Genomic DNA, 25,388 nt, shown 5'->3' with positions numbered 1-25,388 from the left:
GGTTTAAAGCAGATAGTTAAAATCGGACAAAATTCGTTAGTGACCGGACAGAATGAATCTTCAGGTTGAGTATCAGCCACCGCGCGACGCGCCGCTGCTGCGTTTTTTCATGCGCTATGAGCAAACCAATGCCAAAACCGAATACCTGCCGCACCAGCACGACTGGGGCCAGGCGATATTCGTCACCAGCCACGTGCTGGAGATGGAAGTGGAAGGCGAGCGGCTGCTGACGCCGGCCGAAATGCCGATCTGGATCCCGCCGGGCCAGCGCCACAGCAGCTACAACCACTGTCAGGCGCAGTTTCGCACCTTCAACCTTGCCGCGGATTTATGCGCCGGCATGCCAGAGAAAGCCTGCCTGCTGAGCGTGGACGCCATCGTGCACGCCATCATGAATGATTTTGCCCGCCGCGCGCTGGAGCAGCCGCAGAGCGACGCCGACTGGCGGCTGTGCGAAGTGCTGATTGATCGGCTGCGTCTTGCATCGGTGAACACCAGCTATCTGCCGATGTCCGACGATAAATTCCTCGCGCCGATTCTGCGCGCGCTGGAAGAGAACCCGGGTGATAACACCACGCTGGCACAATGGGCGAAGCGTGTGTTTACCACCGAGCGTACGCTGGCGCGGCGCTGTCAGCAGCAGCTGCAGATGTCATTCAGCGAGTGGCGCCAGCGTTTACGCTTTTTGCGCGCGATTGCGCTGCTGGAGCAGGGCTGCAGCGTGCAGGGCATCGCCCACGAGCTGGGTTACAGCTCCGCTTCCGCGCTGATCGTGATGTTTCAGCAGCAGGCGGGCACCACGCCGGATCGCTATCGCAGTCGGTTAGGTTAATCCCCGGCTTTGTGCCATGATATGCCCCGTTTATTTCAAGCAGACAGGACCGCCGCCGTGAAAATTCTCGTCGATGAAAATATGCCTTACGCCCGTGAACTGTTCAGCCGCACCGGAGAGGTGGTGGCGGTGCCGGGCCGCCCGCTGCCGGCAGCCGAACTGCAGGATGCCAGCGCGCTGATGGTGCGCTCCGTCACCAAAGTGGATGCCGCACTGCTGGCCGGCACGCCGGTGAAGTTTGTCGGCACCGCCACTGCCGGCACCGATCATGTCGATGATGCCTCGCTGGCGGCGGCCGGTATCGGCTTCTCGGCCGCGCCGGGCTGTAACGCGATTGCGGTGGTGGAATATGTGTTCTCCGCGCTGCTGCTGCTGGCCGAACGCGACGGCTTTGATCTGCGCGATCGCACCGTGGGCATCGTCGGCGTCGGTAACGTGGGCGGACGGCTGGCTAAACGCCTCGCCGCGTGGGGAGTAAAAACCCTGCTGTGCGATCCGCCGCGCGCCGATCGCGGCGATGACGAAGATTTCCACTCGCTCGACGCGCTGGTGGCACAGGCCGATATCCTGACCTTTCACACGCCGCTGTTTAAAGACGGCCGCTACAAAAGCTGGCATCTGGCCGATGCCGCGCTGCTGATGGCGCTGCGCCCCAACACCATTCTGATCAATGCCTGCCGGGGTCCGGTGGTGGATAACGCCGCGCTGCTGGAGGTGCTCCGGCTGCGTAACGATCTCAGCGTGGTGCTGGACGTGTGGGAACCGGAGCCGGACCTCAACCTCGATCTGCTGGACAAGGTCGATATCGCCACCGCGCATATCGCCGGTTATACCCTTGAAGGGAAAGCGCGCGGCACCACCCAGGTGTTTGAGGCGTGGAGCGAATTTATTGGTCAGCCGCAGCAGGTGGCGCTGGACACGCTGCTGCCGCGCCCCGAGTTTGGCACCCTTACGCTGCACGGCAAGCTCGATCAGCCGACGCTGAAACGCCTGGTGCATCTGGTGTATGATGTGCGCCGCGACGATGCGCCGCTGCGCAAAGTGGCCGCGCAGCCGGGCGAATTTGATCGCCTGCGCAAGCAGTATGTCGAGCGCCGCGAGTGGTCTTCGCTGCAGGTGATCTGTGATGAGGCGGAGAGCGCGGCGCTGCTCAATCAGCTTGGCTTCAGCGCCACGCTGCGGGCGAATCACTAATCTCTGATTTTTCTGAATTAATGGGCGATGCATGTCATCGCCTCTCTTTTTTATGTCATTGTCTGGAGTAAACCAACATGTCTGACGGCTGGAATATTGCGCTACTGGGCGCGACAGGCGCAGTAGGGAACGCTGTACTGGAACTGCTGGCGGAACGCCAGTTCCCGGTTGGTGAGTTATATCTGCTGGCGAGTGAAAACAGCGCCGGAGAGAGCGTGCGTTTTGATGGCCGCTCGCTGCGCGTGCAGGACGCCGCAGAATTTGACTGGGCGCAGGCGCAGCTGGCGTTCTTTACCGCCGGCCGTGAGGCGTCGGCGCGCTACGCGGAAGAAGCCGCCAGCCAGGGCTGCCTGGTAATCGACAGCAGCGACCTGTTCGCGCTGGAGCCGGACGTGCCGCTGGTGGTGCCGGATGTCAATCCACAGGTGCTGGCGGATTACCGCAATCGCAACATCATTACCGTGGCCGATGCGCTGGTGAGCCAGCTGTTAAGCGCCATCAAACCGCTGGTGGATACCGCCGGTTTAGGCCGTCTGCAGGTGACCAACCTGGTGTCGGTCTCCAGCCACGGCAAAGCGGCGGTAGACGGCCTGGCCGGTGAGAGTGCGCGGCTGCTGAACGGCGTACCGGCCGATGAGCACTATTTTGGCCGCCAGCTGGCGTTCAACTTGCTGCCGCAGCAGGCGGACAGTGCCGGCAGCGTGGCGAGCGAGCGCCGGCTGGTCGATCAGGTACGTAAAGTGCTGCAGGACGAAGGATTACCGATTGCGGTGAGCAGCGTGCAGGCGCCGGTGTTCTATGGCAACGCGCAGATCGTCTATATCGAAAACCTGCGGCCGCTGTCGGCGGAGGAAGCGCGTGACGAACTGGCGCGCGCCGACGATATCAGCCTGAGCGACGACGGTGATTACCCGACGCCGGTCAGCGACGCCTCCGGCAGTGAAGCCCTGAGCATCGGCAGCGTGCGCAACGACTACGGCATCCCGGAGCTGCTGCAGTTCTGGTCGGTGGCCGACAACATCCGCTTCGGCGGCGCGCTGATGGCGGTGAAAACTGCAGAGAAGCTGGTGCAGGAGTATCTGTATTAATGCTGGAAGACGCGACCCCGTTTAAGCTGGCGCTCGGCATTGAGTATGACGGCAGCCGTTACTACGGCTGGCAGCGCCAGAATGAAGTACGCAGCGTGCAGGAAAAGCTGGAAAAAGCGCTGGCGAAAGTGGCCAATCACCCGGTGAACGTGTTCTGCGCCGGACGCACCGACGCGGGCGTGCACGGCACCGGCCAGGTGGTGCATTTTGAGACCACCTCCTCGCGTGCCGACAGCGCCTGGACGCTGGGCGTGAACGCTAACCTGCCGGACGATATTGCGGTGCGCTGGGTGAAAGCGGTGCCGGAAAGCTTTCACGCGCGCTTCAGCGCTACCGCGCGCCGTTATCGCTACGTGATTTACAACCAGCGGCTGCGCCCGGCAATTCTCGGCAACGGCATTACCCATTTTTACCATCCGCTGGATGCGGAAAAGATGCACCGCGCCGCCCAGGCTTTACTGGGCGAGAACGATTTTACTTCGTTCCGTGCGGTGCAGTGCCAGTCGCGCACGCCGTGGCGCAACGTGATGCATCTCAACGTCACGCGCCTGGGGCCGTACGTGATTGTGGATATCAAAGCCAACGCCTTTGTGCATCACATGGTGCGCAATATCGTCGGCAGTCTGCTGGAGATTGGCTGCGGCAATCAGCCGGAAACGTGGATGGCCACGCTGCTGGCGGCAAAAGATCGTACGCTGGCGGCGGCAACGGCGAAAGCCGAAGGGCTGTATCTGGTGGCGGTGGATTACCCTGCTCAGTTTGCGTTACCTCAGCCTGCGCTGGGACCGTTGTTCCTCGCGGATTCATTTTAATCGGAAAGTGTCAGGGAGTTAGCTGTTATGGAGTTTATCCACTTTATCGTCGATTTCATTCTGCACATTGACGTGCATCTGGCCGAGCTGGTGGCGCAGTACGGCATCTGGATTTACGCCATTTTGTTCCTGATTCTGTTCTGTGAAACCGGGCTGGTGGTTACGCCGTTCCTGCCGGGTGATTCGCTGCTGTTCGTCGCCGGTGCGCTGGCGGCGCTGCCGGGCAACGACCTCAACGTGCACCTGATGGTGACGCTGCTGGTGATTGCCGCGATCCTCGGCGACGCGGTTAACTACACCATTGGCCGGCTGTTTGGCGAGAAGCTGTTCAGTAACCCGAACTCGAAAATTTTCCGCCGCAGCTACCTCGATAAAACCCACGCTTTTTACGATCGCCACGGCGGCAAAACCATTATACTTGCGCGCTTTGTGCCAATCGTGCGAACCTTTGCCCCCTTTGTGGCGGGAATGGGACACATGTCTTATCGCCACTTCGCGCTCTTTAACGTGACAGGCGCGCTGCTGTGGGTCCTGCTATTCTCCTATGCCGGTTACCTGTTTGGTGACCTGCCGGTGGTGCAGGAAAACCTTAAGTTGCTGATTGTCGGCATCATCATTGTCTCGGTACTGCCAGGCGTGATTGAAGTGTGGCGTCACCGCCGCCAGGCGCGTCAGCACAAGTCGCAGTAAGCCTGTTACCAGATTTTTATCCACAGCGTGAACGGGTTGTGGTTTAATGAGCGACATTTACGGCCTGCTGAAGGTGATTTCAGCAGTAACGACAAGACTGGACCAGGTCAGCATTAAACAGAAAGGTCATCAATGAGCTGGATTGAACGCATACTGAATAAAAGCACTACCACGCCTTCGCGCAAAGCCAGCATCCCGGAAGGGGTGTGGACCAAATGCGATAGCTGTGGTCAGGTGCTGTACCGCGCCGAGCTGGAGCGCAACCTTGAAGTCTGCCCGAAGTGCGACCACCACATGCGTATGCACGCGCGCGAGCGTCTGCATAGCCTGATGGATGAAGGTTCGATGACAGAGCTGGGTAGCGAGCTGGAACCGAAAGACCTGCTCAAGTTCCGCGACTCGAAGAAGTACAAAGATCGTCTGGTTGCGGCACAGAAAGAGACCGGCGAGAAAGATGCGCTGGTGGTAATGAAAGGCCAGCTGCACGGTATGCCGGTGGTGGCTGCCGCGTTTGAGTTCTCCTTTATGGGCGGCTCAATGGGCTCGGTGGTCGGCGCCCGTTTCGTGCGTGCGGTTGAGCAGGCGCTGGAAGACAACTGCCCGCTGATCTGCTTCTCCGCCTCTGGCGGTGCGCGTATGCAGGAAGCGCTGCAGTCGCTGATGCAGATGGCGAAAACCAGTGCGGCGCTGGCAAAAATGCAGGAGCGCGGTCTGCCGTATATTTCGGTACTGACTGACCCGACCATGGGTGGCGTCTCCGCCAGCTTCGCGATGCTGGGCGATTTGAACGTCGCAGAGCCAAAAGCGCTGATCGGCTTTGCCGGCCCACGCGTGATTGAACAGACGGTACGTGAAAAGCTGCCGCCGGGCTTCCAGCGCAGTGAGTTCCTGATCGAAAAAGGCGCGATCGACATGATCATCCGTCGTCCGGAAATGCGCTTTAAGCTGGCCAGCCTGCTGGCGAAAATGATGAACCTGCCGGCACCGCTGCAGGATGGTGATCGCCCGACTGCGGCTGAGCCGGAGAGCAACGAAGCCTGACAGGCAACCGAAAGGCGCATATCAATGCGCCTTTTTATTCACGCACTACATCGTAAAGAGCTAACAGGGCACATGGACACTCTTCACCTCCCGCAAGCCACGTCGCCTCTGGCCACGTGGCTTCATTATCTTGAGCATCTGCATTCTCAGGCCATCGATCTGGGCCTGGACCGTATTCAGCGCGTCGCCGCACGCCTCGACCTGCTAAAACCCGCTCCGTTTGTCTTCACCGTCGCCGGCACCAACGGCAAAGGCACCACCTGCCGTACGCTGGAAACCCTGCTAATGGCCGCAGGCTATCGCGTTGGCGTCTACAGCTCGCCGCATCTGGTGCGTTACACCGAACGCGTGCGCGTGCAGGGTGCAGAGCTGGATGAAGCCCGGCACAGTGCCAGCTTTGCCGCCATCGAGGCCGGACGCGGCGATATTTCGCTCACCTACTTTGAGTTTGGCACGCTGTCCGCGCTCAATCTGTTCCGTGAAGCGCAGCTGGATGTCGTGATTCTGGAAGTGGGGCTGGGCGGCCGGCTGGATGCGACGAACATTGTCGACGCCGACGTGGCGGTAATCACCAGCATTGCGCTGGACCATACCGACTGGCTGGGGCCGGATCGCGCCAGCATCGGCCGCGAGAAGGCCGGTGTTTTCCGCGGTGGTAAACCGGCGGTGGTCGGCGAGGCCGATATGCCCGACACCATTGCCCAGGTGGCCGCGAAGAAGGGTGCGCAGCTGTTACAAATTAACCGCGACTGGCAGTGGCAGCGCGAGGGCGATAGCTGGACGCTGCAGGATGCCCAGGGTGAACTGCGCGATCTGCCGCTGCCCCAGGTGCCGCTCCCTAACGCGGCCACCGCCATTGCGGCGTTGCGCGCTTCCGGCCTGACGGTGAGCGAGGCGCTGATTCGTCAGCATCTGCCGCTGGCGATTCTGCCGGGACGTTTCCAGACGGTCAGCACCGCGCCGCGCGTGATCCTTGATGTGGCACACAATCCGCATGCGGCTTATTATCTGGCTTCACGTCTCGCTGAGCTGCCGGCACATGGCACGGTGCATGCGGTGGTTGGCATGCTGCACGACAAGGATATCGCCGGGACGCTGGCTGCGCTGGCGCCGCAGGTCAACCGCTGGTTCTGCGCGCCGCTCGACGGCCCGCGCGGCGCGTCCGCCGATGAGCTGATGGCGCATCTGCAGGGCGGCAGCGCCTGGCAGAGCGTTGAAGCCGCGTGGCAGGCGGCGCGGCAGCAGGCTCAGCCCGACGATGTGATTCTGGTGTGCGGCTCGTTCCACACCGTAGCGCAGGTGATGCAATCGATGGCAGCGGAGAACGGCAGTGGCAAGTAAGTTTCAGAATCGTTTAGTGGGCACGGTGATTCTGGTGGCGATTGGCGTCATCGTGTTACCGGGTCTGCTGGACGGTAAGAAAAAGCATTATAAAGAGGAGTTCGCGGCGATTCCGCTGTTGCCAAAGCCTGACGATCAGCAGGACAGCGAAATGGTGCCGCCGGTGACGCAGCCGCTGCCGTCGCAGCCGCCGGAAGGTGCAAGCGCGGCGCAGCAGGCGCCCGCCAGCAGCGCAACGCAGAGCAGTGCCGCCAGCGGCAGCACGCAGCCAGCGCAAAACAGCCAGCCCAGCGTCGTGACGCCGCCGCCGGTGCACCAGCAGCAGAAACCGACAGAGCAGGTGAAGCCGAAGCCGGTCGAGCAGCCGAAGCCTAAACCGGTGGAGCAGCCGAAACCGAAGCCGGCAGAACAACCGAAAGCGACAGAACAGCCAAAAACTTCAGAGCAGCCTAAAGCGGCGGAAACGCCGAAGCAGAGCGAGCCGGCCGCGCCAGCAGGACAGGCGTATGTGGTACAGCTTGGTGCCCTGAAGAACGCCGCTAAAGTGAATGAGATCGTGGCGCAGCTGCGGCTCTCCGGCTATCGCGCCTTTACCGTGCCGTCAACGCCGGTGCAGGGGCAGATTACCCGTATTTACGTGGGGCCGGATGCGTCCAAAGCGAAACTGCAGGGCGCACTCGGTGAGCTGAAAGGCATCTCCGGCCTCGGCGGTGTTGTGAAGCCGTACAGCACACGCTGATCAACTGATAAGCCGCGCCGATAGCAGAAACAGGCGCGGCTTTTGGCGTATTTTTTAGCGAAGCGTTACTGAAAATTTATGGAATATCAGCAGGTTAAACGGCTGACATCAACAAGGGCGAGGAAAGTTTTTTTCATCGCCCTTTTTCTCGGGACAGAACCGGAAAACCCTACGCAAACGTTTTCTTTTTCTGTTAGAATGCGCCCCGAACTGGATGCAGGGGTGCAAATGCACTGTACTGGAAGCGTTCATGATCTGGATTGATTACGTCATTATTGCGGTAGTTGGTTTTTCGGCTCTGGTCAGCCTGATTCGCGGGTTTGTCCGGGAAGCCTTATCTCTTGTTACCTGGGGATGCGCGTTTTTTGTCGCCAGTCATTACTACGCCTACCTTGCAGTCTGGTTTACAGGTTTTGACGACGAACTGGTTCGCAACGGCATCGCCATCGCGGTGTTATTCGTTGCCACCCTGATTGTGGGTGCCATCGTGAACTATGTGATCGGCTCGCTGGTTGAGAAAACCGGCTTGTCGGGAACCGACAGGGTGTTGGGGGTCTGTTTCGGGGCGTTGCGTGGCGTGCTGATTGTATCCGCCATTCTCTTCTTCCTTGATACATTCACCGGCTTTTCAAAAAGTCCGGACTGGCAACAGTCTCAACTCATTCCCCAGTTCAGTTACATCATCAGGTGGTTTTTCGATTACCTGAAAAGCACGTCGAGTTTTTTACCCCGGTAACACCGGGAGTGCGGCTAATGAGGAAATGACAACATGTGCGGTATTGTTGGTATCACCGGTTTTATGCCAGTAAACCAGTCGATCTATGACGCGTTAACGGTGCTGCAGCACCGCGGGCAGGATGCCGCCGGCATTTGTACCATCGATGCGCTGAACTGCTTCCGTCTGCGTAAGGCCAATGGCCTGGTCAGCGACGTATTTGAAGCGCGCCACATGCAGCGTTTGCAGGGAAATATGGGTATCGGCCACGTGCGTTATCCGACTGCCGGCAGCTCCAGCGCCTCTGAAGCGCAGCCCTTCTACGTGAACTCGCCGTACGGCATCACGCTGGCTCACAACGGTAACCTGACCAACGCCCATGAACTGCGCAAGCAGCTGTTCGAAGTCGGTCGCCGTCATGTGAATACCACCTCAGATTCCGAAATCCTGCTCAACATCTTTGCTCAGGAGCTGGATCGTTTTCAGCACTATCCGCTGGAAGCTGACAACATTTTTGCTGCCGTGGCGGCAGTGCATCAGCAGGTGCGCGGCGCTTACGCCGTGGTGGCGATGATTATCGGTCACGGCATGGTTGCGTTCCGCGATCCTAACGGTATCCGTCCGCTGGTACTGGGCAAGCGTGAGCTGGCCGATGGCCGCACCGAATACATGGTGGCCTCAGAGAGCGTGGCGCTGGATACGCTGGGCTTCGAATTTATTCGTGACGTTGCGCCAGGCGAAGCGGTGTACATCACCGAGCAGGGTCAGCTCTCGACGCGCCAGTGCGCAGAGAACCCGAAAAGCAATCCGTGCCTGTTCGAGTACGTTTACTTTGCGCGTCCGGACTCGTTCCTCGACAAGATCTCCGTCTACAGCGCACGCGTGCGCATGGGCACCAAGCTGGGCGAGAAAATTGCCCGCGAGTGGGAAGATCTTGATATTGACGTGGTGATCCCGATTCCGGAAACCTCGACCGATACCGCGCTGGAGATCGCCCGTATTCTTGATAAGCCGTACCGCCAGGGTTTTGTGAAAAACCGCTACGTGGGCCGTACCTTTATTATGCCGGGCCAGCAGCTGCGCCGCAGTGCGGTGCGCCGTAAGCTCAACGCCAACCGCGCTGAGTTCCGCGATAAAAACGTGCTGCTGGTGGATGACTCGATTGTGCGCGGCACCACCTCTGAGCAGATTATCGAGATGGCGCGTGAAGCGGGTGCGAAGCGCGTCTATCTGGCGTCGGCGGCACCGGAGATTCGCTTCCCTAACGTCTACGGCATCGATATGCCGAGCGCTACCGAGCTGATTGCGCACGGCCGTGAAGTGGAAGAGATTCGACAGCTGATTAAAGCCGATGCGCTGATTTTCCAGGATCTGCAGGATCTGATCGACGCGGTGCGTGAAGAGAACCCGGATATTGCCCAGTTCGAATGCTCGGTGTTCAACGGCATCTACGTCACCAAAGACGTTGACCTGCAGTATCTGGAATATCTGCAGTCGCTGCGTAACGACGATGCCAAAGCGATTGCGCGTCAGAACGAAGTGGAAAACCTGGAACTGCATAACGAAGGTTAAGGTCAGTCTCAGGCAGACGAAACAGGGCGGGCGCAATCCCGCCCTGTTTGTTTTTGTATTTATGGCGGCGGAGCGGCTATTATTGGCGCACTCTTTTGCAGCAAGGCTGAATTATGAAACGACTCATCATTGGTATTTCCGGCGCCAGCGGCGCGATCTACGGCGTGCGTATGCTGCAGGTGCTGCAACCGTTAGCCGAAGTGGAAACCCATCTGGTGATGAGCCCGGCGGCGCGGCAAACGCTGGCGCTGGAGACCGATTACAGCCTGCGTGACGTGCAGGCGCTGGCCGATGTGGTGCACGATGTGCGCGATATCGCCGCCAGCATCTCGTCCGGCTCGTTCAAAACGCTGGGTATGGCAATTCTGCCGTGTTCCATGAAAACCCTGTCGGGCATTGTGCACAGCTACAGCGACAGTCTGCTGACGCGCGCCGCCGACGTGGTGCTGAAAGAGCAGCGCCGGCTGGTGCTGTGCGTGCGGGAAACCCCACTGCATCTCGGTCATCTGCGCATGATGACCACGGCCGCCGAACTCGGCGCGCTGATTATGCCGCCGGTGCCGGCGTTTTATCACCGCCCGCAGCGCATCGACGATTTGATTGATCAGACGGTCAACCGCGTGCTGGATCAGTTTGATATCGAGTTGCCGGAAGATCTGTTTACCCGCTGGCAGGGTGCATGATGGTGCAATAATGCACTGAATGCGTGCAAAAGCGCGGGGCCGATCACTGTTCGTGCATCTCGTGCACCAAAAGTTAACAATCTCACTTTTTCTTCCTCACACCGCTGTTATATTTCCCTCACAAACTAAGTGCTTGCGTCCCAGATGGACGCGGTATTTAGTGCGCCTGCGCACAGTTTCGCCGATTTGCACAACTGGCATGAAACCTGCAAAACATTCAGCGCAAACACATCACGCACCACATAACAATAAGCACTTCACTTGAGGGTTACCTATGAAAAAGCGAGTTCTGGCTCTTTCTCTGATGCTGGCTATGTCCGGCGCTGCGAGCGTGTTCGCAGCGGTACCGCAGTCGCTGCGCATCGGGACCGATCCAACTTACCCGCCGTTTGAGTCCAAGAACGCGCAGGGCCAGCTGGTTGGCTTTGATATCGACCTGGCCAACGAGATCTGTAAGCGTATCAAGACCAAATGTACTTATGTGGAAAGTGATTTCGATGCGCTGATCCCGTCGCTGAAAGCGAAGAAGATCGACGCCATCATCTCTTCACTCTCAATCACCGAGAAACGTCAGGAAGAGATCGCCTTCTCGGAAAAACTGTATGCAGCGAACGCGCGTTTAGTGGCGCCGAAGGGGTCTAAACTGCAGCCGACCATTGAGTCGCTTAAGGGCAAGAACATTGGTCTGCTGCAGGGCACCACGCAGGAAACCTACGCCAATGAATACTGGCGTCCAAAAGGGGTGACCGTCACGCCGTATGCCAACCAGGATCTGGTGTATCAGGACCTGAATGCTGGCCGTATTGACGCGGCGTTCCAGGATGAAGTGCAGGCGAGCGAAGGCTTCCTTAAGCAGCCGGTCGGAAAAAACTACGCCTTCGCCGGTCCGGCGGTGAAAGATGACAAAATCTTTGGCGTCGGCACCGGTATGGGCCTGCGTAAAGATGACGCTGATTTGAAAGCTGCCATCGACAAAGCCTTTAACGACATGCGAAAAGACGGTACCTACGACAAGATTGCGAAGAAGTACTTTGATTTCAACGTTTACGGCGATTAAGACTCCTGTTCCTGAACGGGTGTATTGAGTCACGCTAACGTGGGTCATAACTATTCACTCCGGGCGCTTACTTATGTAAACTCCCGGAGTTCATACGCTTGCCACCATCCTTCCGTGATTCACATCCCTGGTCAGGACTGTCCGTGTGTTGTTGGACAGCGTTTGTTTATTTCCCTCACGACAGGATCGAACCCATGTTGTATGGCTATTCTGAAGTAATTCTCAAAGGCACGCTGGTGACTCTTGAGCTGGCGCTCAGCTCGGTGGTACTGGCCGTGGTGCTGGGCCTGATAGGGGCCGGCGCCAAACTCTCCCGCAATCGCCCGCTGGCGATGATTTTTGAAGGCTACACCACGCTAATCCGTGGCGTGCCCGACCTGGTGCTGATGCTGCTGATCTTTTACGGTCTGCAGATTGCCCTCAACGCCGTAACCGATGCGCTCGGCATGGCACAGTTTGATATCGACCCGATGGTGGCCGGTATTATTACGCTCGGCTTCATCTACGGTGCTTACTTCACTGAAACCTTCCGTGGCGCGTTTCTCGCGGTGCCGAAAGGGCAGATTGAAGCCGCCACCGCCTTCGGCTTTACCGGCTCGCAAACTTTCCGTCGCATTCTGTTCCCGGCGATGATGCGCTTTGCGCTGCCCGGCATCGGCAACAACTGGCAGGTGATCCTGAAAGCCACCGCGCTGGTGTCGCTGCTCGGCCTTGAAGATGTGGTAAAAGCCACGCAGCTGGCCGGCAAAAGTACCTGGCAACCGTTCTACTTCGCGATTGTTGCCGGGGTGATTTATCTGGTGTTTACCACGCTGTCCAACGGCGTGCTGTGGTGGCTTGAACGCCGCTACTCGGTAGGGGTGAAAAGGGCAGAGTTATGATCGAGATTATTCAGGAGTACTGGAAACAACTGCTCTGGACCGACGGTTACCGTTTTACCGGCGTGGCCATCACGCTGTGGCTGCTGATTCTGTCCGTAGTGATTGGCGGTAGCCTTGCGGTGCTGCTGGCCATCGCGCGCGTGTCGCCAAATCGCTATATCTCCACGCCGGTGTGGCTGTTTACCTATGTGTTTCGCGGCACGCCGCTGTATGTGCAGCTGCTGGTGTTCTATTCCGGCATGTACACGCTGGAGGTGGTGAAAGGCTCCGAGCTGCTGAACGCCTTCTTCCGCAGTGGCCTGAACTGTACGCTGCTGGCATTTACCCTGAACACCTGTGCTTATACCACCGAGATTTTTGCCGGTGCCATTCGCGCCGTGCCACACGGTGAAATCGAAGCCGCGCGCGCCTATGGTTTCTCGCCGTTTAAACTTTACCGCTGCATCATTCTGCCGTCGGCGCTGCGCACCGCGCTGCCCGCCTACAGCAATGAAGTGATTCTGATGCTGCACTCCACCGCGCTGGCGTTCACCGCCACCGTGCCGGATTTGCTAAAAATCGCGCGCGATATCAACTCGGCGACCTATCAGCCGTTCACCGCGTTCGGCATCGCTGCGGTGCTGTACCTGATTATCTCTTACGTGCTGATTAGCCTGTTCCGCCTTGCGGAGCGCCGCTTCCTCGCGCACGTGAAACCCTCTTCGTCGCACTGAGTATGACTATGGCTGAAAATAAATTAAGCGTTACCGAACTGCATAAGCGTTACGGTGAACATGAAGTTCTGAAGGGCGTGTCGCTGCAGGCCAACGCCGGCGATGTGATCAGCATTATTGGCTCGTCCGGTTCCGGGAAAAGTACCTTTTTACGCTGCATCAACTTCCTCGAAAAGCCGAGTGAAGGCACCATCGCGGTCAACAACGAGGCGATAAACCTGGTGCGCGACACCGATGGCCAGCTGAAAGTGGCCAACAAAGAGCAGCTGCGTTCGCTGCGTACCCGGCTGACCATGGTGTTCCAGCATTTCAATTTGTGGAGCCACATGACGGTGCTGGATAACGTCACTGAAGCACCGATTCAGGTGCTGGGGCTGAGCAAAGCCGAAGCGCGTGAGCGGGCAATTAAATACCTCGATAAAGTCGGTATTGATGCGCGCGCGCGTGCCAAATACCCGGTGCATCTGTCAGGCGGCCAGCAGCAGCGTGTCTCGATTGCCCGCGCGCTGGCGATGGAGCCGGAAGTGTTGCTGTTTGACGAACCGACCTCGGCGCTCGATCCGGAGCTGGTAGGCGAAGTGCTGCGCATCATGCAGAAGCTGGCCGAAGAGGGCAAAACCATGGTGGTAGTGACGCACGAGATGGAGTTCGCCCGTCACGTATCCAGCCACGTGATTTTTCTGCATCAGGGCAAAATCGAAGAGCAGGGCGCGCCAGACGAACTGTTCGGCAACCCGAAAAGCCCGCGCCTGCAGCAGTTTTTGAAGGGATCGTTGAAATAGGTTTCTGAACCGTTGCGGCGCAATGTATTGCGCGTTTCCCGGCGATGCGGCGGACAAATCCGCGCGATACATCGCGCCGCGACGAATCACAGAAATTTTTAATTAATCATTCAGCAGTTTCAGCGCGGTGTCTTCATCCGTCACCAGCCCGGAGATCCAGCCGCCGTGCAGCGCGGCGTGAATCGCTGCGTATTTTCGCGCGCTGCCGGCAAAGCCGATGATATTGCGCTGCGTCTGGCTCTCCAGCAGCACGCTGGTCAGCAGCTCGTCGGTTTCGCCGTACACCCGCTCTCCCTGCTGATTGAAAAAATGCCCCAGCATTTCACCCACCACGCCGCGCGCGTTGAGCGCTTCTACCTGCGCATCGGTGATAAAGCCTTCGGCATTGAGCGGGCAGCCCGGCATCACTTCGCCAATGCCGACAAACGCCACGTTCGCCTGCAGCGCACGCTGGGTGACGCGCTGATAGACCTGATGCTGCACCCACATCGTCTTATCCTGCGGCGTGTCAGCATACAGCGGCGCCGGAATGAAGAAATATTTGCCCTGCATCTTCTCCGCCATTTTCAGCGGTACGTCGTAGCGGGTACCGGAATCGTCACGCGCAATCGCACCGATCATCGACACACACTGATGCTGTGGCCGTTCAACCCACGGCAGCGCATCAATCATCGAGCGCAGCGTTTTACCGGAACCGATGCCAAACACCTGCGGTGTCTCTTCGTTGATAAACTGCGCCATCACCGCCGCACCTTCCACCGCCAGCATTTGCTGAATCGCCTCATCATCCAGCCCGGCTGACGGCACCACGCGGCACAGCGTCAGGCCAAACTTTTGTTCGATCTCGCGCGCCAGATGCAGGCAGTGCGTGACCGGATGGTCGATCTTCACGCTGACCATGCCCATTTCACGTGCGCTGGAGACCAGCCGCTGCGCCACCTGCCGCGATAAGCCCAGCGCGCGCGCAATCTCCTGCTGCGTGACGCCCGCCACGTAATACATCCACGCTGCCCGCGCTGCCAGCTCCTGCTTCTTCTCTTCTCTGCTCATCGCCTTGTTCCGTCAAACTCCGATGCGCCAGTTTATCGCGTCTTGCCCCTGAAGCGTTAACTGAGCAAAAGCCCTAAAAAAGAGCAAAAGTATTAAATGTGATGGATCTCGCAGAACGATCGCCCCGGCGGCGACTATGCTACGCCTCATCGGGCAAATGCCCTCCATTGTGGCAAATGTTTATTTCGAGGCGACTATGACGACGAAATCAGTGTGGATGCATATCGGCGCAGGCTCTTTTCACCGCGCGCATCAGGCGTGGTATCTGCACCAGCTGCGCCAGCAGGGCGATGACAGCTGGAGCATCGCGCTCGGCAACATCCGCGGCGATGCGGTAGCGCTGCTCAACCAGCTGCAGGCGCAAAACGGCGAGTACGTACTGGAAACCGTGACGCCGGAGGGCGAGCGCGCGTATGAAACCATTACTTCGCTGCGCACCATCCTGCCGTGGGACGCGGAGATCAGTGCGCTGGTGGCACAGGGCGCCAGCGCTGAGACAAAAGTGATCGGTTTTACCGTGACCGAAGCCGGTTATTACCTGACGCCGGCGCATGAGCTCGATCTCAGCCAGGCGGATATCCAGGCCGATCTCCGTGGTGAGGCGCGCACTATTTACGGCGCGCTGACCCGCATTCTGCGCCAGCGCGTGGCCAGCGGCGGTGCGCCGGTCACGCTGCTCAACTGCGACAACCTGCGTCACAACGGCGAACGTTTCCGTCACGGCATGCTGGCGTTTCTCGCCGCGCAGGGCGACAGTGCGCTGGCCAGCTGGGTGCGCGATAACACCACTTCGCCAAACACCATGGTGGATCGCATCACGCCGCGCCCCACGCCGGATGTCGCCGAACGCGTCAAAGCGGCCACCGGCAAAGACGATGGCGCGGCGGTGATGGCGGAATCGTTTATCCAGTGGGTGATTGAGGATGATTTCATCGCCGGACGCCCGGCGCTGGAAAAGGTGGGCGTGGAGCTGGTGGCGTCGGTGCTGCCGTGGGAAGAGGCGAAAATCCGCATTCTCAATGCCACGCACGCAGCGATTGCCTGGGCCGGCACGCTCACCGGCCATGACTACATTGATGACAGCACGCGTCAGCCTGCGATTTATCAGCTGGCGTATGACTACATCACGCAGGACGTGATCCCGTCGCTGTCGCCCAGCCCGCTCGATCTGGCGGATTATCGCGACGTGGTGCTGGCGCGCTTTAGCAATCCCTATATCAAAGATACCAACCAGCGCGTTGGTGCCGATGGGCTATCGAAAATCCCCGGCATGGTGACGCCGACGCTGCGCGAATGCTATCAGCGCGGCGCAGAACCGACCGCTACCGCCGTGCTGCCGGCGCTGTTCTACCTGTTCCTGCAACGCTGGGCCAGCAACCAGTTGCCGTATGCGTATCAGGATGGCGTGCTCAATGCTGACGCGCTGCGCCAGCAGCTGAGCGGCGAGAATGCGCTACAAACCTTCCTCAGCGACCGCGCGCTGTTTGCCGAACTGGCCGATGACCGCGCTTTTCATGCGCTGGTGACGCGCAGCGTAGACGCCATTGAGCAGCAACTGCTGCAGCCGGCGACGGTGTAAGGAGCGCACAGCATGTATCTCGGCATTGATATTGGCACCTCAGAACTCAAAGCGCTGATCGTCAACCCGCAGGGCGAGATTGTGGCGTCGAATCACGCCACGCTCAGCGTGCAGCGCCCGCATCCGCACTGGGCGGAGCAGGACCCCGAGCGCTGGTGGCAGGCGTGTGGTCAGGCGATCGCCGGGCTGCGCCAGCAGGCACCGGACGCGTGGGCCGCGATTCGCGCCATCGGTCTCTCCGGTCAGATGCACGGCGCCGTGCTGCTGGATGCCGCCGGTGAGGTGCTGCGGCCGTGCATATTGTGGAACGACACGCGCAGCGCGGCGCAGTGTGATGCGCTGCGCCAGCAGCATCCGCAGATGATGCAGATCGCCGCCAACCTGATTATGCCCGGCTTTACCGCGCCGAAACTGCACTGGGTGGCGGAACATGAGCCCGAAATCTTCCGCCGCATCGACAAGGTGTTGCTGCCCAAGGACTACCTGCGCTGGCGTCTGACCGGGCGCTTTGTCAGCGAGCCGTCGGACGCCGCCGGTACGCTGTGGCTCGACGTGGCGCAGCGCGACTGGTCTGACGCACTGCTGGCGATCAGCGGGCTGACGCGCGCACAGATGCCCGAACTGGTTGAGGGCAGCGCGGTCAGCGCCACGCTGCGCGCCGATCTGGCCAGCGAATGGGGCTTAGCCGCCACGGTGAGCGTGGCCGGCGGCGGCGGTGATAACGCCGCATCGGCGGTGGGCGTCGGTGCGGTTAATGCGGGCGATGCCTTTATCTCGCTCGGCACGTCGGGCGTGATTTTTGTGGTTAACGATCGGCTGCGCGCCGATCCGCAATCCGGCGTGCACGCTTTCTGCCATGCGCTGCCGGGACGCTGGCACCAGATGAGCGTGATGCTCAGCGCCGCCAGCTGTCTGCGCTGGTTGTGCAATCTGCTGTCGGTCACCGAAAGCCAGCTGATGGACGAGATGGCACAGCTCAGTGCGGAACAGCTGCGTCAGGCACCGCTGTTTCTGCCGTATCTCTCTGGTGAACGCACGCCGCATAACGATCCGCAGGCGACCGGAGCATTTTTCCATTTACGCCACGAAACGCCGCGCGCGCTGCTCGGCTATGCGGTGATTGAGGGCGTGGCGTTTGGCCTGGCGGATGGTCTGGCGGTGCTGGGCGATACGCAGCAGCAGATTCAGCAGTGCAGCCTGACCGGCGGCGGCGCGCGCAGCACGCTGTGGGCGCAGCTGATTGCCGACGTGCTGCAGCTGCCGATAGTGACCCATCCGGCCAGCGCCTCCGGCGCGCTGGGTGCGGCGCGACTGGCGTGGCTGGCCGACGGCGGCAGCGAAGCCGACGTGTGCCTGAAGCCGCCGGTGCAGGCGCGCTATCAGCCCGATGCGGCGCGCGGGGCCGTGCTGCAGCAGCGGCTGCGCCTGTTCCGTGAACTCTATGTACAACAACAGCAGGCGCGCGCGTTGCTGCCTGCCTGATCGGATTAGCGAACGGAAGGAAGATTGTCATGCAATCGAACGCATACTGGTTTGGCTTACCGAAAAAGATGTTCTGGGGCTTTCTGGCGATCGCCATTTTCATGGCCGGCGACGGCTTCGAAATGGCGTTTCTCTCGCGCCACATCACTGACATGGGCTTTTCGCCGGCCCAGTCGGCGGTAGTGTTTACGTTTTACGGCCTGGCCGCCGCGCTGGCGGCGTGGGCCTCCGGCGTGGTGGCGGAGCTGATTACGCCGCAGCGCGCCATGATGATTGGCTTTGTGCTGTGGATCGTCATGCATGCGCTGTTTATGTCGCTGGGGCTCGGGCTGCGTAACTATCCGCTGATGGTACTGTTCTACGGTATTCGCGGACTGGCCTATCCGCTGTTTATCTACTCGTTCATGATGATGCTGGTGCAGGTGCTGCCGCGTGACAAGCTGGCCGCCGCCACCGGCTGGTTCTGGGCGATGTACTCAGTGGGGATTGGCGTGGTGGGCAGCTATCTGCCGAGCCTGACCATCCCGATGCTGGGCGAAACCGGCACCTTATGGCTGGCGATTGTCTGGGTGGCGTGCGGCGGCGTGCTGGCCTACTTCAGCCTGCGCAACGTGCCGGTGGACCGTTCCCGCGTTAATCTGCCGCTGCGCGATAAGATGACGGAGATGTCGCGTGCCGTAACCATTCTGTTCACCAACCAGCATGTGTTTTATGCCTGCCTGATCCGCATCATCAATACGCTGTCGCTGTTCGGTTTTGCCATCATCATGCCGCTGCTGTTTGTCGATCGGCTCGGCTTTACCATCTCCGAATGGCTGCAGATTTGGGCGGTGTTTTTCTTCGTCACCATCTTTACCAATATTTTCTGGGGCATTACCGGTGAGAAGCTGGGCTGGATCCGTCAGGTGCGCTGGTTCGGCTGTCTCGGTATGGCGATCTCCAGCCTGGCGTTTTACTACCTGCCGCTGTATGCCGGGCATAACTTCTGGGTGGCGCTGATTCCGGCGATCATGCTGGGGATCTTTGTCGCTGCCTTTGTGCCAATGACCGCGGTGTTCCCGACGCTGGAACCGCATCATAAGGGCGCAGCGGTATCGATTTACAATCTGTCGGCCGGGCTGAGTAACTTTGTTGCCCCGGCGATTGCCTCGCTGCTGCTGCCGTTCTTCGATATCGTCGGGGTGGTGTGGGCCTATACCGCGCTCTACCTGTTCGCCGGCGTGCTGACCTTTATTATCCGTGTGCCGCAGCCGGGACACACGCGGGAAGCGTCAGCGGTGAAGTCGTCGGTGGTGCAGCAGCGCAGCTAAAGCTGAGCCTGTCGCACCGGCAGCCGCCGCTGCCGGTGCTGACACGGCGCTATTCCAGCTTCTGTTTCACTTTCTTCACGTCGTCAGCGCTGACCGGTGCGGCGGCATTTCCCCAGCTGTTGCGGATGTAGCTCACCACTGCGGCGATCTCCTCATCACCCAGCGTGCCGGCAAAGGCCGGCATTGCCGGTGCCGTGGGGCGGGCATCAGTATCGACACCGCGACTGCCGGCGGCGACCACCCGAATCAGCGAGGTAGCATCCTCCTGATTGAGCAACGGATTGTCCGCCAGCTGCGGGAAGATATTCTTCTCACCGCGACCGCCCGGGCTGTGGCAGGCTGAACACTTCGCCGCATAGATTTGCGCGCCCAGCTTCATGCGATCGTCCGTCGCGGCAAGTGCGGCGGGCGCTTTCTCATCACGCGATTCCCCGCTTTTCAGGTACACCGCCACCGCCTGCAGATCTTCATCGCGCCAGTGCTGCGTGGAGTGACGCACCGCGTCGGCCATCGGACCGGAAGCGATATCGAAACGGTTCACGCCGGTACGCAGGTAGCTGACGATATCCTGCTGGCTCCATTTGCCCAGCCCGCTGTGCGGGTTCGCGGTGATATCCGGCGCCATCCAGCCTTCGACCACTTCACCACGCAGGAACGCGCCGTTTTTATCGCCGCCGAGCAGGTTTTTCGGCGTGTGGCAGGTGCCGCAGTGGCCCGCGCCCTGCACCAGATACGCACCGCGATTCCACTGGGCGGATTGACGGGCGTCCGGCTGGAACGCGCCCTGGTCAAAGTTGATCCAGTTCCACACCATCAGGCTGGTACGGATGTTGAAAGGGAAGGGCAGCTGATTGGTCTCGACCGGGTTGTGTATCGGCTGCAGCGTCTGCATCCATGCCCACAAATCCTGCAGATCCTTATCCGACATTTTGGTGTACGCGGTGAACGGCATCGCGCCGTACAGCCGCTTGCCGCCGTGGCCGATACCCTCGGTCATGGCGCGGCGGAAATCTTCATAGCGCCAGTTGCCGATGCCGGTTTCGCGGTCCGGCGTGATGTTAGCGCCGACCAGCGTACCAAACGGCGTCTGCAACCTGACGCCCCCGGCAAACGGCTGCTGCGGATCGGCGGTGTGGCAGGCGGTGCAGTCCGCCAGCGTGGCGATATAGCTGCCGCGCGCGTACTGATCGTATTCCGGCTGGGCGTGAGACACAAAGCTGGTGAGCAGCAGCGCGGCAGCGCACAGAGAGAGGCGTGTTTTCATGCGGTAATCATCTCCCCGGGACGTTGCAGATAGTAGTGACGAATCGCATGCGCCGCTTTGAATGCCAGCGCGCCGACGGTGCCGGTCGGGTTATAGCCCGGGTTTTGCGGAAAGGCTGACGCGCCCACCACGAACAGGTTCGGTACATCCCACACCTGCAGATGTTTATTGACCGAGCTGGTTGAGGGATCGCTGCCCATGATAAAGCCGCCAACCACGTGCGACGACTGATACGGCACGCTGCTCCAGTGGCCGGTCATCGGTTTGACAATCATCTCGCGCGGGTTCATCGATTTAGCGATTTCCGCCACTTTACCCGTGCAGTACTGCGCCATTTTCAGATCGTTCGCCGCAAAGTCGAAGGTAATGCGCAGCAGCGGCCGGCCGTGCGGATCTTTGTAGTTGGGATCCAGCGACAGATAGTTGGTGCGCGTGGTGTAGCTGCTGGCCTCGCAGCCAATCGACATGGTGCTGAGGTAGTTATCTTTCAGCGCGCGTTTCCACTTCGAGCCCCATTTGGGCGTGTTGGGCGGCAGCGGCCGGTAGCCAATCGGTGCCGAGCCGATGGGCGTCACGCGGATGCTGCCGCCGCCGAAGAAGCCCAGACCGCTGTGGTCAAAATTATCATTATTAAATTCATCAATGCCCATGCCCACCGCGCCGGCACCGATAAACGGGTTAAAGTTTTTGTTGTCAAAAAACAGCGTGACGCCGTTGGCGGTCTGGTAGGCGTAATTGCGACCGGTGGTGCCTTTATTGGTGACCGGATCATAAGCCTGGCCAATGCCGGAGAGCAGCATCAGGCGCACGTTTTCAAAGGTAAAGGCGGCGACGATCACCAGATCGGCTGGCTGTTCCCACTTATCGCCGGAGGAATCAATGTAGGTGACACCGGTGGCCTGTTTGCCGCTGGCATCGGTCAGCACTTCCAGCACTTCGCAGTTGGTATACGCGGTAAAGTTCTCTTTGCGCATCAGCGCCGGCAGCACGGTGGTGATGGCGCTGGCTTTCGAGTAGTTGGCGCAGCCGTAGTTGGTGCAGAAGCCGCAGAAGGTGCAGGGACCCATGGTGACGCCATAGGGATTGGTGTACGCCTCGGAGACCAGCGAGGAGGGCACCGGAAACGGCTGGTAGCCGAGATTTTTTGCTGCTTCGGCAAACAGCGTCGGACCATAGGGCTGGCGCAGCGGCGGTGTCGGATAGTCGGCCGACCGCGCACCTTCGAACGGATTGCCGCCCGCCCGTTTCTCTCCCTGAATATTGCCGGCGTAACCCGAGGTGCCGGCCACGCGCTCAAACTGCATGTAGTGCGGCTCCATCTCTTCCCAGCTGGTGCCCCAGTCCTGCAGCACCAGCTCATCCGGAATGGCACTGGCACCGTAGCGTTCGGTCAGGTGGCTTTTCAGGCGAAACTCTTCCGGCTGAAAGCGAAAGGTAATGCCGGCCCAGTGGTTGCCCGCGCCGCCGGTGCCGTTGCCCGGATGGAACGAGCCCCAGGTACGCATCGGCAGGGCGGTTTGCGACGGATTGTTGCGCATGGTGCAGGTGTTCTGCCGCGTACGCAGCATCAGCTCTTCGCGCATCACGTAGCGCAGCTCGTCGGTGACGGTGCCAATATTGAAGTCGCGCGCGGTGTCGCGCCACGGGCCGCGCTCAATGCCGATCACTTCCAGGCCTTCGTCGGCCAGTTCATTGGCGATAATCGATCCGGCCCAGCCGAGACCAATCACCACCACATCGGTTTTCGGTAATTTCTTCATCATCTATCCCCGTGCTTTCCATTGCGCAATGCTGATCGGCTCTAAGCCCAGATTTTCGTTATGGCGCTCAATGTATTCGCGATAGTCGTAGCGCGCGCCGGGAAAGCCCAGCATCTTCCACGACACCATGTCTTTGTTGCCGCCGTAGATCGGATCGGCAAAGAAACCTTCCATGGTGTTGTTCAGCACCTCGAGAAACAGCGACTGCGCATCAAAGCCGCTGAAATGCACCTTACCGGCTTCCATGTCTGCCAGCAGCGCGTCCTGCTGCGCTGGCGTCAGATCGACAAAGTTCTTTTGCGAGGTTTGCTGCACGTAGCGGTTGAGCGCCGCCAGCCCCTGGCGATAGCGCTGTTGCGGCACCAGCGGCGACTGGTCGCCCTGCTCGGTGGTGCCCTGCTGAAACGGGCCCTGCATGTAGAGACGTTCAAAGGTGCCATAAAAGCCGTGCAGCTGGCGGTCGATAAAGACAGCGCAGCCGGCTTCTTTGCCGCCCACGCTCAGCTCGTCCGCCGGGATAATGCGGTCAACCATGGCTTCCACGGTGCGCGCTTCTTCATCGGTGAAGAACAGCCAGCCCTGAGCCTGGAACTGTTCTGGTGGGTTATCGGCGAAGGGGGTCCAGCCGGGAGCGCCCTTGAGGGAGACAGCATCGGCGGCGCGGGTGACGCCAGCGACAACGCCCAGCGTCGACCAGGTCAGGACCTGGCGTCGTGTGACACCGGGCAGGGTTTTGGCTCGTTTTTTCATCATCGCTTCCAGACAGAGTAACAAGATAAGGCGTAACCGGCCGGCGTGCGCGGCGGCATAACGGGCCGGAATCTTCAGTTTTTGTAAATTTTTATGGCGAATGTTAACTGTAGACGGGCTGAGTGGTGGCGACCAATAACCGTACAAAAAAGTGCACTATTTGATAATCCGCCGGTTATTTCCTGAACTAAGCGCCACGTTAAATCTGCAGGCTTCGCTTGAACTCAGCGCGCTGGCTGCCAGGCTTAACCGTTTCAACCACGAAATAACCTGGAGGAAATATGTCGCGCTTTGCAGAGAAAGTGGTGGTGATTACCGGAGCCGGATCCGGCATTGGTGCCGCAGCGGCGCAGCGTTTCGCCAGTGAAGGCGCACAGGTGGTGCTGGTGGGCAGAACCCGTGACAAGCTGGAACAGGTGCTGAGCACGCTGAGCGGCGAAAATCATCTGGTGGCACCCTGCGACGTCGGCGATGCGGATCAGGTTAAACAACTGGCAGAGCAGGTGCAGCAGCAGTATGGGCGCGTGGATGTGCTGGTGAATAACGCCGGCAGCATCGTGCAGGGCAAAATTCATGAAGTGTCGATAGCGGACTGGAAGTCGCTGATGAGTACTGACCTCGACGGTGTATTTTACTGCACCCACTTCTTTATGCCCGCGCTGCTCAACAGTAAAGGCAACGTGGTGAATACCTCGTCGGTATCCGGACTGGGCGGCGACTGGGGCATGAGTGTCTACAACGCCGCCAAGGGCGCGGTGACCAATTTTACCCGCGCGCTGGCGATGGATTATGGCACCGACGGCGTGCGCGTTAACGCCGTTTGCCCTGGTTTTACCTTCACCGATCTCACCGAAGAGATGAAAAACGATGAGACGCTGCTCGCACGCTTCTATGACCGTATTCCGCTGGGCCGTGCCGGTGAACCGGAAGATATCGCCAGCGCGATTGCTTTCATCGCCAGCGACGACGCGCGTTATATCACCGGGGTTAACCTGCCGGTCGATGGCGGCCTGACGGCGTCGAACGGCCAGCCGAAACAGGCGTGAGTGATAACAGGCGGAGAGTCAGGTGTAATGTCACCGTCAATCCGCCTGTTAGTCGGTCATGGCTCACCCGCTTCGCCATCGTCACATGCTGACACATAGCTGGCCGTATAACCGCCGTTCTCTAACGCCACGATTCTGGCAAAGCCAGACGCGCCAAAATGCATGCCGGCAATCACCGTATTTTCCGCTGCGACCTGCTGCAAAATACGCCGGCGCGTCTCTCTGGCCATGACGGGATCGATATCGAAGGCAATGGAAACCTGCGGGCAGGCCAGCTGCACAGGCGGGTAATGCACAATATCACCCCAAATCAATAAACGCTCGCCGTCTGAATCAATGCGAAACCCGCAATGCCCCGGAGTATGACCGGGCAACGCCAGCGCACGGATTCCCGGGCTGATCTCCTCATCCGCCATCAGCTGCAGCCGCGGGCCATAAGCCTGCAGCGTGCGCCGCACCAGCGCCGCGTTTAACTGCGCGCGTTCACTCAGCTGGCTGATCGCCGCATCATCCTGCCAGAAGGCGGCTTCGCTGTGGCTGAGGCAGAGCCGGGCATGGCGGAAGACCGGCTGACCCGCGCTGTCCAGCAAGCCGCCAATATGATCGGGGTGCGCATGGGTTAATAACAGGGTATCGATGTCGTCCGGCGTTACCCCGGCCAGCTGCAGATGAGGCAGTAGTTTGCCGCTCTGCGCATCGCGTTTTCCCATCCCGGTATCCACCAGAATCACGCGTCCCTGACCGCGGATCAGATAACAAAACACATGGATGTCGCCCGGCTGTGCTATGCCTGCCTGACGTTGCAGATCGACCGCATCGTCGTGGTGAATGTCCGTTAATAAACTCAGACTGGCTTGCATAGTGCCGTCGCTGATGGCGCTGACCTGATATTTCCCGGTGGTGTATGAAAATATTGCCTGGCTCATAATGATCTCAGTGCGCTAATTTATTCGTTCACGTTAAACAAAATAACGCGGCAATTTTCGCGGCGGATTAGCGCGATGATA

The 25,388-nt window shown here is 59.7% G+C and carries 24 protein-coding genes; 19 read left to right on the top strand and 5 right to left on the bottom strand.

Annotated features, from left to right (window positions below; genetic code table 11):
- The first annotated feature begins 52 nt into the window (after window positions 1–52).
- From C1Y43_RS13715 to hisP, 15 genes are all read left to right on the top strand, one after another.
- Entirely contained in the window at window positions 53–832 is a 780-nt protein-coding gene (locus tag C1Y43_RS13715) for a helix-turn-helix domain-containing protein (protein ID WP_104188558.1), read from the top strand.
- 57 nt (window positions 833–889) lie between these two features.
- Window positions 890–2,026: a 4-phosphoerythronate dehydrogenase PdxB gene (gene pdxB, locus C1Y43_RS13710; protein ID WP_088517061.1), complete on the top strand. Its 1,137-nt coding sequence runs from the start codon at window positions 890–892 to the stop codon at window positions 2,024–2,026.
- 77 nt (window positions 2,027–2,103) lie between these two features.
- Window positions 2,104–3,114 (top strand): aspartate-semialdehyde dehydrogenase, encoded by a 1,011-nt coding sequence (locus tag C1Y43_RS13705; protein ID WP_104093061.1) that lies wholly within the window; start codon window positions 2,104–2,106, stop codon window positions 3,112–3,114.
- Window positions 3,114–3,926, top strand: coding sequence for a tRNA pseudouridine(38-40) synthase TruA (truA, locus tag C1Y43_RS13700; protein WP_058758421.1), 813 nt, complete (start codon window positions 3,114–3,116; stop codon window positions 3,924–3,926). Before C1Y43_RS13705 ends, truA begins: the two co-directional genes overlap by 1 nt.
- A 27-nt stretch (window positions 3,927–3,953) precedes the next feature.
- Entirely contained in the window at window positions 3,954–4,616 is a 663-nt protein-coding gene (locus C1Y43_RS13695; protein WP_010617492.1) for a DedA family protein, read from the top strand.
- A 132-nt stretch (window positions 4,617–4,748) separates the two neighbouring features.
- Window positions 4,749–5,657 carry an acetyl-CoA carboxylase, carboxyltransferase subunit beta gene (gene accD, locus C1Y43_RS13690; RefSeq protein ID WP_021509178.1) on the top strand — a complete coding sequence of 303 codons (909 nt, stop codon included), beginning with the start codon at window positions 4,749–4,751 and terminating at the stop codon, window positions 5,655–5,657.
- A 72-nt stretch (window positions 5,658–5,729) separates the two neighbouring features.
- Window positions 5,730–6,998, top strand: coding sequence for a bifunctional tetrahydrofolate synthase/dihydrofolate synthase (folC, locus tag C1Y43_RS13685; protein WP_104188557.1), 1,269 nt, complete (start codon window positions 5,730–5,732; stop codon window positions 6,996–6,998).
- Window positions 6,988–7,737 carry a cell division protein DedD gene (dedD, locus tag C1Y43_RS13680; RefSeq protein WP_104188555.1) on the top strand — a complete coding sequence of 250 codons (750 nt, stop codon included), beginning with the start codon at window positions 6,988–6,990 and terminating at the stop codon, window positions 7,735–7,737. The genes folC and dedD overlap by 11 nt, the downstream gene beginning before the upstream one ends.
- A 250-nt stretch (window positions 7,738–7,987) precedes the next feature.
- Window positions 7,988–8,473 carry a colicin V production protein gene (gene cvpA, locus C1Y43_RS13675; protein WP_021509181.1) on the top strand — a complete coding sequence of 162 codons (486 nt, stop codon included), beginning with the start codon at window positions 7,988–7,990 and terminating at the stop codon, window positions 8,471–8,473.
- Window positions 8,474–8,506: 33 nt separating this feature from the next.
- The gene (gene purF, locus C1Y43_RS13670; protein WP_021509182.1) at window positions 8,507–10,024 is read left to right on the top strand and encodes an amidophosphoribosyltransferase; all 1,518 of its coding nucleotides are present in this window, start codon (window positions 8,507–8,509) and stop codon (window positions 10,022–10,024) included.
- A gap of 113 nt (window positions 10,025–10,137) precedes the next feature.
- On the top strand, window positions 10,138–10,707 hold the full coding sequence (locus tag C1Y43_RS13665; RefSeq protein WP_058769895.1) for a UbiX family flavin prenyltransferase: 570 nt from the start codon (window positions 10,138–10,140) through the stop codon (window positions 10,705–10,707).
- Between the two features lie 274 nt (window positions 10,708–10,981).
- On the top strand, window positions 10,982–11,764 hold the full coding sequence (argT, locus tag C1Y43_RS13660) for a lysine/arginine/ornithine ABC transporter substrate-binding protein ArgT (protein WP_031280032.1): 783 nt from the start codon (window positions 10,982–10,984) through the stop codon (window positions 11,762–11,764).
- Between the two features lie 194 nt (window positions 11,765–11,958).
- Complete coding sequence (locus C1Y43_RS13655) at window positions 11,959–12,645, top strand: histidine ABC transporter permease HisQ (RefSeq protein ID WP_021509185.1); 687 nt, start codon at window positions 11,959–11,961, stop codon at window positions 12,643–12,645.
- Window positions 12,642–13,358: an ABC transporter permease gene (locus C1Y43_RS13650; protein ID WP_021509186.1), complete on the top strand. Its 717-nt coding sequence runs from the start codon at window positions 12,642–12,644 to the stop codon at window positions 13,356–13,358. The genes C1Y43_RS13655 and C1Y43_RS13650 overlap by 4 nt, the downstream gene beginning before the upstream one ends.
- 8 nt (window positions 13,359–13,366) lie before the next feature.
- The gene (gene hisP / locus C1Y43_RS13645) at window positions 13,367–14,140 is read left to right on the top strand and encodes a histidine ABC transporter ATP-binding protein HisP (RefSeq protein WP_021509187.1); all 774 of its coding nucleotides are present in this window, start codon (window positions 13,367–13,369) and stop codon (window positions 14,138–14,140) included.
- Window positions 14,141–14,242: 102 nt separating this feature from the next.
- Here hisP and C1Y43_RS13640 read toward each other — a convergent pair whose 3' ends face one another.
- Window positions 14,243–15,190 carry a sugar-binding transcriptional regulator gene (locus C1Y43_RS13640; protein ID WP_058785604.1) on the bottom strand — a complete coding sequence of 316 codons (948 nt, stop codon included), beginning with the start codon at window positions 15,188–15,190 and terminating at the stop codon, window positions 14,243–14,245.
- A gap of 196 nt (window positions 15,191–15,386) precedes the next feature.
- Between C1Y43_RS13640 and dalD the strand changes: the two genes are divergently transcribed.
- Genes dalD through C1Y43_RS13625 form a run of 3 tightly spaced genes read left to right on the top strand, consistent with a single transcriptional unit; the run spans window position 15,387 to window position 19,561 of the window.
- Window positions 15,387–16,769 carry a D-arabinitol 4-dehydrogenase gene (dalD, locus tag C1Y43_RS13635; protein WP_031280035.1) on the top strand — a complete coding sequence of 461 codons (1,383 nt, stop codon included), beginning with the start codon at window positions 15,387–15,389 and terminating at the stop codon, window positions 16,767–16,769.
- Window positions 16,770–16,781: 12 nt separating this feature from the next.
- On the top strand, window positions 16,782–18,251 hold the full coding sequence (gene xylB / locus C1Y43_RS13630; protein WP_104188554.1) for a xylulokinase: 1,470 nt from the start codon (window positions 16,782–16,784) through the stop codon (window positions 18,249–18,251).
- Window positions 18,252–18,280: 29 nt separating this feature from the next.
- Window positions 18,281–19,561: an MFS transporter gene (locus C1Y43_RS13625; RefSeq protein ID WP_021509191.1), complete on the top strand. Its 1,281-nt coding sequence runs from the start codon at window positions 18,281–18,283 to the stop codon at window positions 19,559–19,561.
- 49 nt (window positions 19,562–19,610) lie between these two features.
- Here the strand turns inward: C1Y43_RS13625 and C1Y43_RS13620 are convergent, their stop codons facing one another.
- Genes C1Y43_RS13620 through C1Y43_RS13610 form a run of 3 tightly spaced genes read right to left on the bottom strand, consistent with a single transcriptional unit; the run spans window position 19,611 to window position 23,338 of the window.
- Window positions 19,611–20,825, bottom strand: coding sequence for a cytochrome c (locus C1Y43_RS13620; RefSeq protein ID WP_058758428.1), 1,215 nt, complete (start codon window positions 20,823–20,825; stop codon window positions 19,611–19,613).
- Window positions 20,822–22,588, bottom strand: coding sequence for a GMC family oxidoreductase (locus tag C1Y43_RS13615; RefSeq protein WP_104188552.1), 1,767 nt, complete (start codon window positions 22,586–22,588; stop codon window positions 20,822–20,824). The genes C1Y43_RS13620 and C1Y43_RS13615 overlap by 4 nt, the downstream gene beginning before the upstream one ends.
- Window positions 22,589–23,338, bottom strand: coding sequence for a gluconate 2-dehydrogenase subunit 3 family protein (locus C1Y43_RS13610; protein WP_233209835.1), 750 nt, complete (start codon window positions 23,336–23,338; stop codon window positions 22,589–22,591). It abuts the gene before it with no gap.
- Window positions 23,339–23,616: 278 nt separating this feature from the next.
- Between C1Y43_RS13610 and C1Y43_RS13605 the strand changes: the two genes are divergently transcribed.
- A complete protein-coding gene (locus C1Y43_RS13605; RefSeq protein WP_104188549.1) occupies window positions 23,617–24,381 on the top strand; it encodes an SDR family NAD(P)-dependent oxidoreductase in 765 nt (254 codons plus the stop codon).
- Between the two features lie 56 nt (window positions 24,382–24,437).
- On the opposite strand, the gene C1Y43_RS13600 is transcribed toward C1Y43_RS13605, so the two are convergent.
- On the bottom strand, window positions 24,438–25,307 hold the full coding sequence (locus tag C1Y43_RS13600) for an MBL fold metallo-hydrolase (RefSeq protein WP_104188548.1): 870 nt from the start codon (window positions 25,305–25,307) through the stop codon (window positions 24,438–24,440).
- Window positions 25,308–25,388: the final 81 nt, after the last annotated feature.

Origin of the sequence: Pantoea sp. ICBG 828 (genome assembly GCF_002928355.1) — a bacterium.
GTDB classification, from domain to species: Bacteria; Pseudomonadota; Gammaproteobacteria; order Enterobacterales; family Enterobacteriaceae; genus Pantoea; species Pantoea dispersa.
The sequence above is the reverse complement of the archived record's forward strand: the minus strand, read 5'-3'. Positions and strand labels throughout refer to the sequence as shown.